The 16105-nt window shown below is 63.1% G+C and carries 10 protein-coding genes and 3 pseudogenes; 5 read left to right on the top strand and 8 right to left on the bottom strand.

Annotated elements, in window-relative coordinates:
• Nucleotides 1-447 precede the first annotated feature (447 nt).
• From ABH922_RS00960 to ABH922_RS00930, 7 genes and pseudogenes are all read right to left on the bottom strand, one after another.
• Nucleotides 448-2031: pseudogene (locus tag ABH922_RS00960) on the bottom strand (acyltransferase domain-containing protein); the annotation flags it as partial.
• Nucleotides 1919-2932 carry a beta-ketoacyl synthase N-terminal-like domain-containing protein gene (locus tag ABH922_RS00955; RefSeq protein ID WP_424809516.1) on the bottom strand — a complete coding sequence of 338 codons (1014 nt, stop codon included), beginning with the start codon at nucleotides 2930-2932 and terminating at the stop codon, nucleotides 1919-1921. The pseudogene ABH922_RS00960 and the gene ABH922_RS00955, both read right to left, overlap by 113 nt.
• Before the next feature lie 106 nt (nucleotides 2933-3038).
• Complete coding sequence (locus tag ABH922_RS00950) at nucleotides 3039-3629, bottom strand: GDSL-type esterase/lipase family protein (protein ID WP_424805150.1); 591 nt, start codon at nucleotides 3627-3629, stop codon at nucleotides 3039-3041.
• An 11-nt stretch (nucleotides 3630-3640) separates the two neighbouring features.
• Complete coding sequence (locus ABH922_RS00945) at nucleotides 3641-4876, bottom strand: NAD(P)/FAD-dependent oxidoreductase (RefSeq protein WP_424805149.1); 1236 nt, start codon at nucleotides 4874-4876, stop codon at nucleotides 3641-3643.
• A gap of 174 nt (nucleotides 4877-5050) precedes the next feature.
• Nucleotides 5051-6706, bottom strand: a complete 1656-nt coding sequence (locus ABH922_RS00940; RefSeq protein WP_424805148.1) for an AMP-dependent synthetase/ligase — start codon at nucleotides 6704-6706, stop codon at nucleotides 5051-5053.
• An 81-nt stretch (nucleotides 6707-6787) separates the two neighbouring features.
• Nucleotides 6788-7720: a LysR family transcriptional regulator gene (locus ABH922_RS00935; RefSeq protein ID WP_424805147.1), complete on the bottom strand. Its 933-nt coding sequence runs from the start codon at nucleotides 7718-7720 to the stop codon at nucleotides 6788-6790.
• A 243-nt stretch (nucleotides 7721-7963) separates the two neighbouring features.
• Nucleotides 7964-8721, bottom strand: a pseudogene (locus ABH922_RS00930) (hypothetical protein); the annotation flags it as partial.
• A gap of 130 nt (nucleotides 8722-8851) precedes the next feature.
• Here ABH922_RS00930 and kstR point away from each other — a divergent pair.
• Together kstR and otsB are read left to right on the top strand one after the other, a co-directional pair.
• Nucleotides 8852-9469: pseudogene (gene kstR, locus ABH922_RS00925) on the top strand (cholesterol catabolism transcriptional regulator KstR); the annotation flags it as partial.
• 109 nt (nucleotides 9470-9578) lie between these two features.
• The gene (otsB, locus tag ABH922_RS00920; RefSeq protein WP_424805146.1) at nucleotides 9579-12119 is read left to right on the top strand and encodes a trehalose-phosphatase; all 2541 of its coding nucleotides are present in this window, start codon (nucleotides 9579-9581) and stop codon (nucleotides 12117-12119) included.
• A 1-nt stretch (nucleotide 12120) separates the two neighbouring features.
• Here otsB and ABH922_RS00915 read toward each other — a convergent pair whose 3' ends face one another.
• Complete coding sequence (locus ABH922_RS00915; protein WP_424805145.1) at nucleotides 12121-13209, bottom strand: LacI family DNA-binding transcriptional regulator; 1089 nt, start codon at nucleotides 13207-13209, stop codon at nucleotides 12121-12123.
• 139 nt (nucleotides 13210-13348) lie between these two features.
• Here ABH922_RS00915 and ABH922_RS00910 point away from each other — a divergent pair, with 139 nt between their 5' ends.
• The 3 genes from ABH922_RS00910 to ABH922_RS00900 all read left to right on the top strand — a co-directional run bounded on the left by ABH922_RS00910 (nucleotide 13349) and on the right by ABH922_RS00900 (nucleotide 16105).
• Nucleotides 13349-14299 (top strand): metal ABC transporter solute-binding protein, Zn/Mn family, encoded by a 951-nt coding sequence (locus ABH922_RS00910; protein WP_424805144.1) that lies wholly within the window; start codon nucleotides 13349-13351, stop codon nucleotides 14297-14299.
• A gap of 79 nt (nucleotides 14300-14378) precedes the next feature.
• On the top strand, nucleotides 14379-15227 hold the full coding sequence (locus ABH922_RS00905; protein ID WP_424809515.1) for a metal ABC transporter ATP-binding protein: 849 nt from the start codon (nucleotides 14379-14381) through the stop codon (nucleotides 15225-15227).
• Complete coding sequence (locus tag ABH922_RS00900) at nucleotides 15224-16105, top strand: metal ABC transporter permease (RefSeq protein WP_424805143.1); 882 nt, start codon at nucleotides 15224-15226, stop codon at nucleotides 16103-16105. Before ABH922_RS00905 ends, ABH922_RS00900 begins: the two co-directional genes overlap by 4 nt.

Below are 16105 nucleotides of genomic sequence, written 5' to 3'. Positions count from 1 at the left end.
CGGCGCGAGGACAGTGTCACAGTATTCTCCGATATCGAGTCGTATTCCGAAGCCGGGTTCGTCTCGGACCCGGCGGGTGGCCCCGGCACGACCGCCGCAGAGCTCCGGGTAGTCACCGTTGCAAGCAGTTTCCGGCGGCGTCGGCGCAAGGGCTGTCGTCTCGACTTGGTAGCCGTCGGCCAGCGCCGCCGCATAGGCGTCCCGGCGCGATTGTGGAACGTATTCCGGGGCCGAGAGCATGACGCTCATCCCGGCGGGTCCGGGTTCGACGGTCGTCAGATCCTGGTATCGATTGATCCCGTCGAGTTCCAGGCCGAGCACAGCCAACTGCGTGGCCGCACGCTTGAGCGCCAGATCGCTGTCACCGAGTGGCCCGGCGTCGGTGGCGACAGCTACCACACCGTCACCGAGGGTGCGCCGCACCAGCGACGTCAGTATCTGTTTGGGGCCGAACTCCACGAACACCGTGCATCCGTCCGAATGCATCCTTTCGAGCGCAGATACGAACTCCACCGGCTCGAGTAGCTGGTCGATCAGGTTCTGGGCGTTCACCTCAGGGTCGTCGCCGTAACTGGTGTTCGGCGAATTCGCGTACACCGTAGCGTCCGGTGTGCCGATCCGGACCGAGTTCACCACGGGCCGAAACGCAGCTACTGCATGTTCGACGTACGGCGTGTGGAACGCGGCTGCCACCGGCAATTCTCGGGTGGCGAATCCACGTTCGGCGCAAACCTTCGCCAGGACGTCTATCGCATCGACACCGCCTCCGACCACAATCTGATCCGGCGCATTGTGGTTGCACACCCAGGCATCGTCGATGTCGAGGACTATCGCGTCGACGTCCTCTCGGCGTGCCGCCACCGCCAACATGGTGCCGGCGGCGGCACCGGGAATCGGCGCCATCGATTGTCCGCGAGCGCGAGCCAGCGCGAAGAAGTCCTTCGTCGCCAACGCGCCGGATGCCCAGAGCGCCGTCAACTCACCGAAGCTGTGGCCCAGGTATCCGTCCGCCCGAAAACCGATGTCGCTCAGGTATCGGAACTGCCCGGCGGACAACGCACCGATAGCAGGTTGCGCGTATTCGGTTCGGCGCAGCGCTTCGTCTTGGACACCGCGGGCACGATCGTCGAACGCCGGAGGCGGAAACACCACCGCACCCAGTCTGGTCGACGAACCGGCGAACGACGCGTTGGCCGAGTCGAAACTGTCCGTCACCGGCGGTACGGCCATCGCGGCACCGGCACCCATGTCGACGTACTGGCTCCCTTGGCCCGAGAACAAGGCGGCGACGCGCAGCCCGGTCAACGCGCTGGATCGGAAGTAGATACCTTCCGGATGATTCCAGTGCGGCACATCCGGATTGTCGGTCAACTGCTCGACGGCCAGTGCGCGGAGGTGCTCTTCGTTCTCCGCATCCAACGACACGAAGCCGAGCCGAAAATGGTCGGCAGGGATCGATTCGGCATCGACGGCCGATTCATTGCGAACGGAGTTCACCAACGACGCGAAGTCCGCTGCATGCCAGAAGTGGGCCCGCGCGGTCCGATGCAGTGCGACGGCTCCCGAACGCGAGGACGGATGTTCCTCGAGAACCACGTGGAAGTTCGTGCCACCGAATCCCATTGCCGAGGCGGCAGCGCGGCGAACCGGTCGCTCGGGGTCCTTGATCCACGGTCTGGTACGAGTGTTGACATAGAACGGGGCGGAATCCGGCGCGATCTCGCGACTCGGTCGATCGACGTTGATAGTTCCGGGAAGTATCCGATGATGAAGGCCGAGAGCCAGTTTCATCACTCCAGCGGTACCGGCCGCCCCCTTCGTATGGCCGATCTGCGATTTCACGCTGCCGACTGCCGCAAATCGAGAATCGTCCGACGCGTCGGACAGCAGCCCGCCGAGCGCGCTCAGTTCCGTCCGATCACCGACTGCCGTTCCCGTGGCGTGCGCCTCGAACAACTCGACGGACGACGGCGAGCATTCCGCATCGACATACGCCCGATCGAGCGCCACCCGCTGGCCTTCGGCACGCGGGGCGTAGATGCTCTTCGACCTGCCGTCGCTGGACGAGCCGAGCCCGCGGATCACCGCATAGATCCGATTCCCGTCGCGCTCGGCGTCGGAAAGCCCTACGCAAGGCCAGCATGCTGATGCCCTCGCCGAGCAGCGTACCGTTCGCTTCGTCGGAGAACGGGCTGATCCGACCGGTCGGCGAGAGAGCACCCACCTTGCTGAAACACATGTAGATGAAGATCGAATTCTCGGTGTCCACCCCACCGGTGATCATGGTGTCGGCGCGACCGTCCAGCAATTCGGCGATCGCCATCCGGATCGCCGCCAGTGAGGCCGCACATGCAGCGTCGACCGTGCAGTTGATTCCACCGAGACCGAATCGATTGGCTATCCGTCCGGCGACCACGTTGGCCAGTAGACCCGGGAACGAATTCTCCTCCCACGGAGCGAAAGCCGTGACGAACTTCTCCGCGACGGCATCTGCGTCCGCCGCGGTGAGGCCGCAGCTACGTGCCGCTTCCTTCAGTACCGGGGTGGACAGGCGAGCGGCAAGCGGATGCATCAGCGGGACCGGCCCTGTCGTTCCGATCACGACCCCGGTTCGATTCGGTTCGTACCAAGGCGAATCCGTCGCACCGGCGTCGACGAGCAGATCTCGTGCGACCCCGAGACCGAGGGTCTGCATAGTGCTGGTGACCTCGAGTTGGTTCGGTGGTAACCCGAACTCGACCGGATCGAAATCGACGTCCGGCAGGAAGGCACCTCGGCGCGAGTACGTCTTGTCCGGGGCGCTGCGGTCCTCGTCGTAATAGTCGTCGAGACTCCACCGAGAGGCTGGAACGTCCTCGGTGCAGTCGAGACCGTCTACTATGTTCTGCCAGTATTCGCGGTGGTTGTGTGCCTTCGGAAACAGTCCTGACATTCCCACGATCGCGATGGGGTTTCGGGCCAGCCGGCGGTCGTCGAGTACGGGCGTCGAAGCGGATGCGACACTCACAAGTGTTCCTCTCTGTGTTGATCGGGGTGGCTCAAGCAGCAATGGTGGTGGCGCTCGCTCCGAAAACCAGTTCCGCGGCAGCTGCAGCGAAAGACCGATGTCCGAGGGGGCTCGGGTGCAGACCGTCGGAATCCCACATCTCGTCCTGCTCCCATTCGGTTCCCCCGGCAAGATCGATCAGGTGGCACCCGGTTTCAGCCACGACGCCTACGAGAGTCGAGTTCGCTGTGGTGAACCGGTCGCGCAGCAGTTCCTTGAATCGGTCCGGGACGGGAAGCCTGGCGGGGATATCCGGGTAGGTGGCGGTGAACACGAGTGCACCGCTCGCACTGAGATCACCGAAAATCTGACGAAGATTGTCCGAAAATCGCTCCGCTGCATAATCACTGATCAGGTCGTTGACACCCACGACGACGCCGACCACCGGCGATCCCGAAGTCAGTGCGCGCGGAAGCTGATGCTCGATCACGGCGGTCGTCGTGGCGCCGTGGGTTCCGAGATTCCGAATCAGGGCACTGCGCACACCCAACTGACCGGCCAGTCGTGGAACCCACCCACGGTATCGGCCGCCCGGTCCGGGATCTCCGCGACCTTCCACGAAGCTGTCACCCAGGAAGGTCATCGTCTGCCCGTTCATACGGCAGTCAGGTGTCGGTCTCGCGTGGGCAGATCCACCTCCGCGTAGAGCGCGGCGAGGTTCTCCGGTGCGAAGAAGTCCTCACCCGTGATTCCGCCGGCGATGAGGCCGAAGAATCGTTTGGTGTACCGCTCGCTCCTACCGGCGGCGCGAAAGACCGAATCGTAGTACGGCGTCAGACTCAATTCGGAGATGCTGGTGGTCAACTCGTACGTGCCCTGGCTCTGTGCGTCACGTGAGTTCTGGTACTCGGCAAGAGCCTCCAGCATCGGCCGGTCACCGGTGAGCCCTTCGTGCACCCGCTCGGACAGCAACTGCGCATACTTGAACGCGTCGGTGATCCCCCATCCGGTGAACGGGTCTTTGTGATATCCGGCATCGCCCACCAAAGCCCATCCAGAGCCGAAGGATTGGCGGTAGTAGTTGTCGGGATAGAGCATCGGACGCAACCGCTCCTCCCGAGTTGCCGCGCCGCGCAGTTCTTCTCCGAGCTCCGAATCTATCGCGCTGACGATGTCCTGGATACCGTCGTCGGGATTCGAGCGGAATTGCCGGAACCGTTCCCTCTTCCGCATCACAGCCACCAGCGACAGGCCGTCGTTGGTCGGCCACGACGCGAACTGCTGCTCACCGAAGCCGGTCCGATGCTGCATTCCCCAGTCGAGACCGGAGTAGTACGAGTAGTAGACGAAGCAACCGCCAGGCGCACCTCGATAGATCTGGGCGTCGACCTTCTTGGCGACGATCGAATTGGCTCCGTCTGCGCCCACGACCAACTGCGCCGAGAACTCGACCTCGGCACCGTCACCTTCGTGTCCGCGAATTCCGGTGACACGACCCCCCTCTTCGAGTAATTCGGTGACGGTGAAATTCTCGATCACGTCAACTCCCGCTTCACCGGCAGCATCGACCAGAATCTTGTCCAACACCGTTCGTCTCGGGCAGTACACCGCGGTCAACCCGTCGATCGGGTCGGCGAATCCCCGGAGCGCGATGTCGGTGTACGAAAACCGGAGATGGGTGATCGGAGGACAACCGCTTGCGATCACTCGATCCAGCAGCCCCCAGTCCTGCAAGCGGGACAAGCCGGCCTGGTGAATGTAATGGGTCGAGATGGTATCGCTGGGAAACGACACTCGATCGACAAGCAGAACATGATGACCCTGCCTGGCAAGAAGCATCGCGAGGGGAGAACCCGCAACTCGGGCTCCGACCACAATGACGTCGTACATATCGATTACTCCCTCGTTCTCGGGACGCTGATTTCGATACCGAGTATCATTCGAACCCGCTAATCGAATCCATCCGAGATCTCGACATTGATCGACCGATTGGTCCCGACTATTGAAGAAGGTATTCAAATACCGGCGAAGAAACATGAAATTAACCGTGCCGACGAAGCAAATTCACACGCGATCGGAATACATGTCTTCCACGACCGAACGATACGTATCCTCGATCACTCGTCGACGCAGCTTCAGGGACGAAGTCAACAATCCGTCACGAGTTGTGAAATCCCCGTCCACCACCCGAAACGCTCTAATCGACTCAGCTCGCGAAACCAACGAATTTGCGTCGTCCACCGCCGATTGCAACTCGGCCAGCAGCTCGGGTGACGTCGGTCCCGCATCAGCGCTCGAATGTGTCTGCAACCACCGTGCGTGCGCGCTCGCATCGAGGGTGACCAGCGCCGCGACGAATGAACGACCGTCACCGAGAACCATGCAGTTGCTCACCACCGGGTGGAGTCTGAGCCGATCTTCCAACGGTGTCGGTGCAACGTTCTTTCCACCGGCAGTCACCAGGATCTCCTTCTTCCTTCCGGTGATCCGCAGGAAGCCGTCGGTATCGAGCTGTCCGATGTCGCCCGAATGCAACCAGCCGTCCGAATCGACTGCCGATCGATCGGCCGCCGCACCCCAGTACCCCGGGGAAACGTTCGCTCCGCGTATGAGCACCTCGCCGTCGTCGGCAATGCCCACGGACGTTCCCGGAATCGGCCGCCCCACCGATCCGAGTTTGTTGTCCTGCACCCGGTTGACGGTGGCTGCGGTCGCCGTCTCCGTCATCCCGTAGCAGTTCAGGATCCGGACCCCGCGGTCGGCGAAGAAGTCGACTGTCGTGTCGTCGAGCGAGGCGCCGCCGGAAATCACGTTCCGTAAACGCCCGCCGAACATCGAACTATCGGCATCATCTTGCACAGCAACACCTTTCGCTCCAGATAGGGCTGGTGCGGCTTTCCGGATCTTCTCGAGCGCGTACGGCACCAGCGCCAGAAAAGTAGGTGCGATCTCGGCAAGCGCAGGCACCAGTTCCGGCATGCTCCCCAGAAGATGCGTCCGGCTTCCACCGAACAGACACGCAAAGAGGATGGTCTGACCGAATACGTGTGAGAGGGGAAGTGCGTGCACGGTCACCGCCTGCGCACCCGAGCCACCTCCGAACAGGTCACCGGTCTGCAGGACGGTGTTGGCGGACGACGCGTACACGTTTCCATGCGTGAGTACACAGCCTTTGGCGGGGCCGGTGGTTCCGCTGGTGTAGACGATCATGGCGGTGTCCGCCTGCCTCACCGCGGCGACCCGATCACCGAGTTCGGGATGCTCGCCGGTAGACGACCATCCGGATATGTCGGCGAAACACAACACGTCGGCAGCACCGGCGCGCCGCAACCGGACTGCGTCTTCCGCTGTTTCGGCAGCGAAGAAGACAGCCCCCGAGTCGCCGACGATATGTGCGATCTGCGAATCGGAGGACGTCGGATACACCGGAACGATCACCACACCGATCGCAAGGGCCGCGAGGTCGATCAACACCCAGTCGAGGCTCGTACGTCCCAGAACAGCCAGCCGATCTCCGGCTTGCATTCCCAGTCCGAGGAACTTCGATGCCAACGCCAGCGCCCCGGCGTCGAGTTCGGCACACGTCCAGACCGGTCCACTCACCCCCGCCCCTACCGACGGCCGCTGCGGATGTCGAGTGGCCGCGTCGGCCACTATCGAATAGAGACCCGCATGTTCATCCAAGAATATTCCGTCACCGGTCGACGATATACGATTCATGCACAAAAGTATTCGACACTACATCCGGTCATGGCAATGAAAACAAAACTTGTGCACGAATGTATATTTCTATCGCCACAATCAAATGGCAGCACATGATCCGTCCATATTTTTCATATCATCCAATTGTTGAATACTTTCCAGGAACGAAAATACCGCCGGATTAACTTCTTCCGACCTCCACACCGCATAGAGATCGATAGTGGGCACCGGATCACACAATTTGACGGCTACCGAATTTGCACCCGTCACCCCGAGACCACCGGAATTCGCTCGCAATATCGAGGCAAACCCCACCAATGGCTTCACCGAGACCATGTGTGCGGTTGCACCCGGGTCGTCTGCCGTCTGCACCACCGTGAGCGCTATCTTCGAGTCCGACGCCGCCGCGAAGATCGAGTCGTACATCGCCGGGCACTGCTCGCGCGAGAACATCACGCACGATTGCCCCGCAAGCTCAGCGAACGAGACCGCCGACCGCCCAGCCCAACTGTGGCCCTTTCCGACGACTGCCACCAACGGGACATTGCGCAGCACTCTGCGATATCGAAAGTCGGCGGTGCGAGGGTATCCGTACACGAGGGCGACATCGAGCGTCCCATCGGTCAGGCACGTCAGCTGAGGACCAGTCCTCTTCTCCCATAACGAAATGACCACGTCGGGATTCGTCACGCTCATCGTGGCCAACGCCGCGGGCAAGACGAACCTACTGGCCGGCAGGTTGTAACCGACGTTGAGCGATCCCGCACGTCCGGCCGCTGTCGCCTTCGCGATCAAGGCCGCCTTCTCCACCTGCTGAACGATGAGCCGCGCTTGGGACTCGAATTCCTTTCCCGCGGAGGTCAATCCAACCTCATGAGAATTTCGATTGACGAGTCGAACTCCGAGTGACTTCTCCAGCTTCTGCAGCTGAGCACTGAGGGAAGGCTGAGTAAGGTGCAATCGTGTCGCGGCTCTCCCGAAATGCAGCTCCTCAGCGATGGTGATGAAAGAGACCAAATGCCTGAACTCCATGAGCGCTCCCAGCTAGACCACCACGAAACTACTTCACCAGAGGGAACAGGCGGTGAATAGAGCGAAGACAGGGCGTGCGAGAGGTGTGGGCCACACAACATCTGGGTACGGTCGGCACACGATTGGACGGTGGGACACCTCGCCTTCCGCGAAACAACCAGCGGGCAAGGCCATCGATCGATCGGTACCCGACCGTACGGTCGGACCTGGGAGCAGTGGGCAGTATCGGGACACCCAGCGTCGACGGGTCACCACCAGTGCGGACGTCGACACGGCGGCGCCTGCCGTGACCACCACGTTGTCGATGCCGCGCACTTGGTTGACCGAGGTACCGCGCAGCTGACAAACGCCTTCGGCGACACCGTTCATCCCGTGAATGCAAGCCTCACCCAGTCGGCCACCACGGGTCGTCGATCGAGAGCCTCCCGCCCCATTCGACGGCACCGCCGAGGTGAGGCCGCTCTGCGCCCAGAGCCGTTCTCCCACAAGGCCCATTTCAGTCAATCCGGTCAGTCCTTCACGGTAGTGGCTGGTCATGACGTACCGATCCGCGCCACTACCCTGGGCGGCGGCATGCTTTCGGTGGGCAACCGCCACGAGCCCGGAATTCATCTGACCGAAACGTGCACCAGATCATTCGTCGACGCCCGTTACCTCACCACTACATCGCCGACCCCGGCCGCCACTGCCATCGCCGCCTGCTCAATGGTGGCAGCAACCGCACCCCCGCCGTGGTGAATTCGACCGAAGATCGTCAGATACGGGATCCCGACCGAATGCGCCACAGCCACTTCGGTGTTGGTGTCCATGGTGCACAAAGTCAGACCGTCGGCCGGCGGCTCGCACTTGTCGATCGTGTCCACCGCGTCGTAGGTCAGGCCCTCGGAGCCGCCGGCTCCTGCGTACCGCAGCCATCGGCTCCTGCGTACCGCAGCCATCGGCTCCTGCGTACCGCAGCCATCGGCTCCGCCGAGCGCGACCAGTCCTCGACGGCCACACATGCGGCTCGGCGTTCGTCGGTCGCGGCGATCGTCGCAACTGGTTCCCGCCTCTCGATACGTGATACACCTGTTTAGAACGTGTTCTAATATGACACCCGGCCAAGAAGTCGAGGCACGAAGGAAACCGGCAATGACCACACCTCCCAGACCCCGAACCACTGCGGTAGTCGCAGCGACCCTCGGCGACGACGATCTCGGTTCCAGCGCGCAACGCGAACGGCGGAGGCGCATTCTCGATGCGACACTCGCACTCGCATCCAAGGGCGGTTACGAAGCTGTACAGATGCGTGCCGTGGCCGAGCGCGCAGACGTCGCCGTCGGAACCCTTTACCGGTATTTCCCGTCCAAGGTGCATCTGCTGGTTTCCGCACTGGCCCGCGAATTCGAGAAGATCGAATCCAAGGGAAAGATCCCGCCCGGCGCCGGGCCGCTCGAGCGCATGCAACTGATCCTGAGCCTGATCACCCGCGCCATGCAACGCGATCCCCTCCTCACCGAAGCCATGACGCGCGCCTTCATGTTCGCCGACGCCTCGGCTGCCGCCGAGGTCGACCAGGTGGGAAAACTGATGGATCGACTCTTCGCCCGCGCGATGACCGAGGACGAACCCACCGACGAACAGTTGGCCATCTCGCGTGTGATCTCCGACGTGTGGCTGTCCAACCTGGTGGCCTGGCTCACTCGGCGAGCGTCGGCAACCGACGTGGCAAACCGGCTCGAGCTGACCGTTGAGCTGCTGTTGGGCGAGACCGGCCCGACCGCGAGCCAGACCTCCACGAGTGCCTCCGGTGGGCGACGATTCGGTTCGTCGTCCACCGGGCAAGCCGACTCCGAGATCTTCACCTAGATTTGAACAGGTGAGCGCACAAGATCTCCCCATCGAACTTCGCCGAGCGTTGTCCATCGTCGCCCGAACACCGCGACTACTCGTCGCTTCCGACTACGACGGAACGATGGCGCCGATCGTCAGTAACCCGGACAAGGCGTATCCCCGCGAAGAATCTGTTCGCGCGCTGCGTGCGCTCGCAAGCCTCGATTCGACCTCCGCGGCCGTGATTTCCGGGCGAGCCCTCAAGGATCTGGCAGCGCTGTCGCGGTTGCCCGCCGAGGTTCAACTCGTCGGCAGCCACGGTTCGGAATTCGACATCGGATTCGTTCACGCCATCGACACCGACGCCAAGGCGCTGCTTGCCGAAGCCGTCACAGAATTGACGCGTATCGCCGCAGAGACCTCCGGTGCGACCGTGGAGAAGAAGCCGGCCAGCGTGGCATTGCACGTGCGTAACGCCGCCGTCGACGATGCCGCGAGAGCCCTGAACGCGGTGCGCACACATGCCGCGCTCTGGACCGGAGTTCAGGTCACCGAAGGGAAATCGGTGGTCGAACTGGCAGTCATCGCCACCGACAAGGGGCACGCTCTCGATCTGATACGTCATCAGGACGGCGCCACCGCGGCAGTGTTCTTCGGCGACGACGTCACCGACGAAAAAGCGTTCTCACGTTTACAGGGGCCGGACGTCGGCATCAAAGTCGGCGACGGCGACAGCATGGCCGACTACCGCGTGAACGACACCGGAGACGTCGCTGCCGCACTGGCTTTCCTGCTCGACGAGCGTCGCACGTGGCTGTCGGGAGCCGACGCGCCGCCCATAGAGCGGCTCTCGATGCTCGCGAGCCCACGTACCGTCGCCCTGGTGACACCCGACGCGACGCTGACCTGGCTCTGTCATCCCGAACCCGATTCCGCAGCAGTGTTCGCGCACCTACTCGGCGGAACCGATGCCGGTCACTTCTCCGTCGGGCCCCGCCGCACGGCACTACCCCTGAGTCAGAAGTATCTCGATTCCACCATGACGATCCAAACCCGTTGGGCCAGTCTGTCAGTCACCGACTATCTGCCACACGACGTGAATCAGGGTCGAACCGACCTGACCCGCATCATTTCCGGTAACGCCGACGCGGTGGTCTCCTTCGCGCCGCGGCCGGAGTTCGGCCAGAGCCAGGTCACATTGGACGTGACCGAGGACGGCATTCGAGTTCTCGGCACCAACGAACCGTACGTACTCCGTTCCCCCGGGGTGAAGTGGAATATCGCCACCGACGGCAACCAGCAGACCGCGCACGCCATCGTGGAACCGTCCAAAGGTGACGTTGTTCTCGAATTACGTTGCGGAACAGATGATATCGGCCCATCGGAAATTCCGGAATACGAACGACGCGCCAACTCGGAGGCGTACTGGGCGGACTGGGCGAAAACCTTGACCCTCCCGCGCTTGAAACCGGACCTGATGAAGCGTTCCGCGTTGACCCTGCGCGGGCTCGTTCATGCCGATTCCGGCTCCATCATGGCCGCTGCCACGACATCCCTTCCCGAAGAGATAGGCGGAGTGCGTAACTGGGACTATCGGTACTGTTGGCTGCGCGACGCGGCCCTTACCGCCACCGCCCTCGTGAGCGTCGGATCCACCGCCGAGGCCGACAACTACCTCGACTGGGTCCACCGGGTGCTCGAAACCCTGCCAGGACCGGAACGCCTGCATCCCCTGTACACGCTGCACGGCACCTCGCTTCCCCCCGAGGCCGTCATCGACTCCCTGCCCGGGTATGCCGGATCACGACCGGTCCGTGTCGGTAACGCAGCCAATCAGCAAGTTCAACTCGACGTGTTCGGCCCGATAGTCGAACTGATCGTGGCACTGGCAAGTGCGCGCGAAAAGAACGGCTCCACAAACCCTTTGAGTGACCGCGACTGGGAACTCGTGTGCGCGATGGTCGAAGCCGTCCAACGCCGCTGGTTCGAACCGGACCACGGCATCTGGGAGATCCGCGACAACCCACGCCACCACGTGTACTCCAAGGTGATGGGCTGGGTGACGGTCGATCGGGCGGTCGTCCTCGCACATCGCTTCGGCCGTGACGCCCAGCCCGAATGGGCCGAACTGCGGGACCAGATCGCCGACGAGGTACGGGAGAAGGGCTGGAAGGAAGACGTAGCGTCGTACACCGCCGCCTACGACGGAACCGATCTCGATGCCGCAACTCTGCACATCGGACTGTCCGGGCTGATCGATCCGACCGATCCGCGCTTTGCCGCCACGGTCATCGCCACCGAAGCCGAATTGCGCAGCGGATCGACGGTCTACCGCTACCACCACGACGACGGCCTGCCCGGAGTCGAGGGCGGCTTCCATCTCTGCGCTGCCTGGCTGGTGGAGGCATATCTGCTGATCGGTCAACGATCCCAGGCCGAAGCGCTCTTCGACCAACTCGTCGCGGCGGCCGGGCCCACCGGCCTCCTGGCCGAGGAATACGATCCGGTCGCCGAACGGTCACTGGGCAACCATCCGCAGGCCTACAGCCACCTGGGGCTGTTGCGCTGCGCACAATTGCTCGCCTGACTCAGGTGCGGACCGGACCCGCCGTTCGACCCACCAACAATTCGGTGTCCAACATCTCGACGACGGGAATACCCGAACCCGACGGAGACATCAGCAGCGAACCCGCGCGCCTGCCTTTTTCCTCCTGCGGTTGACGCACCGTCGTCAAAGACTCGCGCAGCGCCTCCGAGACGCCGTCGAAGCCGGTGATCGACAGCTGCCCCGGAACATCGATACCTTGCCATCTGGCCCAGTCGAGAGCGCCGAGGGCCAGAACGTCGGTGGTGCAGATCAGGGCCGTGATGTTCGGGTTGGTGGCAAGCGCCTCGGCTGCGGCGGAGTGCCCGGACTGCGACGTGTGCACGTACCGCTCGATGACAGTGAGCGAGAGCGGGTCACGCCCGGCCGCGGTCAGCGAGTCGCGGACACCTTCGATTCGTTCACGCTGGACGTGGAAATGTGGCGACGTGAGCCGCTCTTGACTCGCTACGCCGTCCATTCGATCCCGACCCAACCTCATGCACAACACCCCGATGTCGGTGTGCCCGAGGCCGAGAAGGTAGTCGGCCACTTTGCGCGTCGCAGCGCGGTCGTCGATTCCGACCAGCGATGCTCCCGGAATCTCGCGGGGTTGATCGCAGACCACTATCGGTATGTGGCGTTCGAGGACCGCAGCCAGATACGGATCGTCGTCGGCAACGGAGTAGACGACAAAACCGTCGACTCCGGCTTGTTGTACGAGCGCTGCCGCGTCGACCTCGTCGCGTCCGGGGCCGGCCGGGATGAGAAGCAGACCTTGCCCGGCCTCTTCACACGACTCGGAGAGACCGGCGAGAAAACTCATGGCGGCCGGATCCCGGAACGAGTAACTCAGCGCCTCGGTGAGCAGCAGCCCGACGGCACCCGCTTTGCGCGTGCGTAACGAGCGGGCCACCGGATCAGGTCCGGGATAACCGCGCCGCTTGGCCGCTTGGAGCACTCGATCCCGAAGTTCCGCGGAAAGCTGATCGGGTCGGTTGTACGCGTTCGAGACCGTAGTTCTCGACACATTGAGCTCGGCGGCGAGCGACGCCAGAGTGGCTTGACGGCGAGGCTGACGGGACCGGGGCATAAACGGACGTTATCGGTAACGGCTCGAGTCGGCGCGGCGGGGCTGAGTTGAAGGTGACCTACCAGCCACTATGCGCTAATGTGTAACGGTAACGGTTTCCAATAGCAGTAAGCCCACCCTTGGTACAGGAGAACAATCCGTGCGTTCGTCGATGAAATTCCGCACCGCGGCCGCCCTCGCGGCCGCATCGATCACCGCCGCCGTCGCGCTCACCGCGTGTGGATCGAGCTCGCCGAAGGACGACGGCATCACCGTCGTCGCGTCGACGAATGTCTGGGGCGACGTCGCACAGGCAGTTGCCGGTGACAAGCTGAAAGTCACCTCCATCATCAACGAGCCCTCGGCCGATCCACATTCCTTCGAAGCCACTCCGGCCCAGGCCGCGAAGATCACCGACGCCTCGCTCGTCGTCTACAACGGCGGCGGATACGACCAGTTCGTCACCGACATTCTCGGCTCGACCAACAAAGACCAGAAGACGGTCAACGCGTACGACCTCCTCGACGGCGGTATCCACGCCGGTGAGACCGCCGGGGAGTCCCACGACGGGCACACCCACGGCGCCGTCAACGAACACGTCTGGTTCGACATCCCGACTGTCGAGGCAGTGGTGAACTCGGTAGCCGACCAATTGGGCGCTCTCGACCCTGACAACGCCGCCGCCTACAAGGACAATGCCGCCGCCTACGGCACGCAGTTGGCCGGGATCACAACCATCACCGACTCCATCGCGAAGGCACATGCGGGAACTCCCGTCGCCCAGACCGAACCGATCGCGCACTACCTCCTCGAAGCCGCCGAGCTCGAGGACGCCACCCCGGAAGAATTCACCAGCGCCATCGAAGACGGCAACGATCCGGCACCGGCAGCCATCGCCGCAACTCGTCAACTACTCGCAGGCAAAGAAGCCAAAGCTCTGGTCTACAACATCCAGACCCAGGACAAAGTCACCCAGGACATGCGCGCGACGGCCGAGCAGGCTTCGGTCCCGGTCGTCGAGGTGACCGAAACCCTGCCGGAAGGGCTGGACTACATTCAGTGGCAGACGCAGACTGCGAAATCGCTCGCACAAGCTCTCGATGCCCAGTAATTCATCCCTCGGAAGAACCGATCGGCTTGTGACAGACACTCCCGCGGACCGCCCTGTGCCCGCAACCGCAGTACCTGCGGTGACACTGAAAAACGCCCAACTGTCCTTCGGCGCCCGCACCCTCTGGGACGGGCTGGATCTCGAAGTGCAGCCAGGCGAATTCGTCGCAGTTCTCGGCCCCAACGGATCCGGCAAGACGTCTTTGCTCAAGATCCTGCTCGGCCAACTCCAACTCAGCGCAGGTACCGCGCAGATCGTCGGCGCCCCGGCCCGGGCAGGCAACTCTCACGTCGGATACATCCCGCAGCAGAAATCCATCGACGACGGTCTCCCGCTTCGAGGGCGCGATCTCGTCGGTCTCGGCGTCGACGGCCACCGATGGGGAACCGGACTGCGTCACCGCGCGCGTCGGCGTGCCATCGTCGACGACGCCATCGCCCAGGTCAGCGCCGAGTCGTTCGCCGACGCCCCCATCGGTTCCATGTCCGGCGGCGAGCAACAGCGCCTCCGGATCGCACAGGCACTGGTCGGGGATCCGCGAATCCTGCTGTGCGACGAACCACTACTCAGCCTGGACCTCGCCAATCAACATCTGGTGTCCACCCTGATCGACAAGCGTCGCCGCACCCATGGCACCGCGGTTCTGTTCGTGACCCACGAGATCAATCCGATCCTGCCGCTGGTGGATCGGGTGCTGTATCTCGTCGACGGCAAGTTCCGCATCGGCACACCGGCCGAGGTCATGACGTCCGAGGTTCTTTCCGATCTGTACAACACCGACGTCGAAGTGCTGCAGATGCGCGGTCGGCTGGTCGTCGTGGGAACCGGTGACGCCATCGACGCACTCGGCAGCGCAGGTGGACCCCGTCCGGGCGAAGGCGTCCACCATGTCGAAAAATCACACCCGAGCGCCGAGGACCACGCGTGAGCAACAAATTCACCGATGCGATGTCGCGGATGTTCGACGTATCGGCAACCGTCGATCTTCTGCAGTACGACTTCGTCCAGCAGGCGTTGATCGCCGGCGCGATCCTCGGATTGTTGGCCGGAATCATCGGCCCGCTGATCGTCAGCCGTCAGATGTCGTTCTCCGTGCACGGTACGAGCGAATTGTCGCTGACCGGCGCCTCTGCGGCCCTACTGGTCGGGATAGGTGTCGGATTCGGCGCCATCGTGGGGTCTGTGGTCGCGGCGGTTCTGTTCGGCCTGCTCGGTGCCAAGGCCCGGGACCGGGATTCGGTGATCGGCGTCATCATGGCGTTCGGCCTGGGCCTGTCCGTGCTGTTCCTCTGGGCGTACGACGGCCGCACGGGGACAAGTTTCTCGCTGCTCGTCGGGCAGATCGTGGCACCGGGAAACACCGGCCTGGAGCTGCTCTTACTGTGCGCGGTGGTTGTCATCGGCACACTGGGATTCATCTACCGCCCTTTGCTGTTCGCGAGTACCGATCCCGAAGTTGCGGCGGCGCGTGGGGTTCCGGTCCGCATCCTGTCCATCGTCTTCGCCGTTCTGGTCGGCATCACCGCCGCGCTCGGTGTGCAGATAGTCGGGGCACTGTTGGTGATGTCGCTGCTGATCACCCCGGCCGCCGCGGCCGCGTACATCACGGCGAGCCCACTCAAGGCGACGATTCTGTCGGTCGTCTTCGCAGAACTCGCAGCGGTGGGTGGCATCCTGCTCTCACTGGCGCCAGGCGTTCCGGTGTCGAGTTTCGTCACGACCGTCTCGTTCGTGATCTACCTGGTGTGCCGACTACTCGGATCGGCGCGACGAAAGAACGCCGGGCGGATTCCGGCACACGCCTGA

The organism is Rhodococcus sp. 27YEA15 (assembly GCF_049739425.1).
Classification (GTDB): Bacteria; Actinomycetota; Actinomycetes; order Mycobacteriales; family Mycobacteriaceae; genus Rhodococcus_F.
Note: the sequence above shows the minus strand (reverse complement) of the source record. Positions and strands in the feature narration are given on the sequence as shown.

Excerpts from the sequence above, each read along its gene's own strand:
- ABH922_RS00955 (WP_424809516.1), bottom strand. The coding sequence starts at position 2,932 with ATGTCAGGACTGTTTCCGAAGGCACACAACCACCGCGAATACTGGCAG.
- ABH922_RS00950 (WP_424805150.1), bottom strand. The coding sequence starts at position 3,629 with ATGACCTTCCTGGGTGACAGCTTCGTGGAAGGTCGCGGAGATCCCGGA.
- ABH922_RS00945 (WP_424805149.1), bottom strand. The coding sequence starts at position 4,876 with ATGTACGACGTCATTGTGGTCGGAGCCCGAGTTGCGGGTTCTCCCCTC.
- ABH922_RS00940 (WP_424805148.1), bottom strand. The coding sequence starts at position 6,706 with ATGAATCGTATATCGTCGACCGGTGACGGAATATTCTTGGATGAACAT.
- ABH922_RS00935 (WP_424805147.1), bottom strand. The coding sequence starts at position 7,720 with ATGGAGTTCAGGCATTTGGTCTCTTTCATCACCATCGCTGAGGAGCTG.
- ABH922_RS00915 (WP_424805145.1), bottom strand. The coding sequence starts at position 13,209 with ATGCCCCGGTCCCGTCAGCCTCGCCGTCAAGCCACTCTGGCGTCGCTC.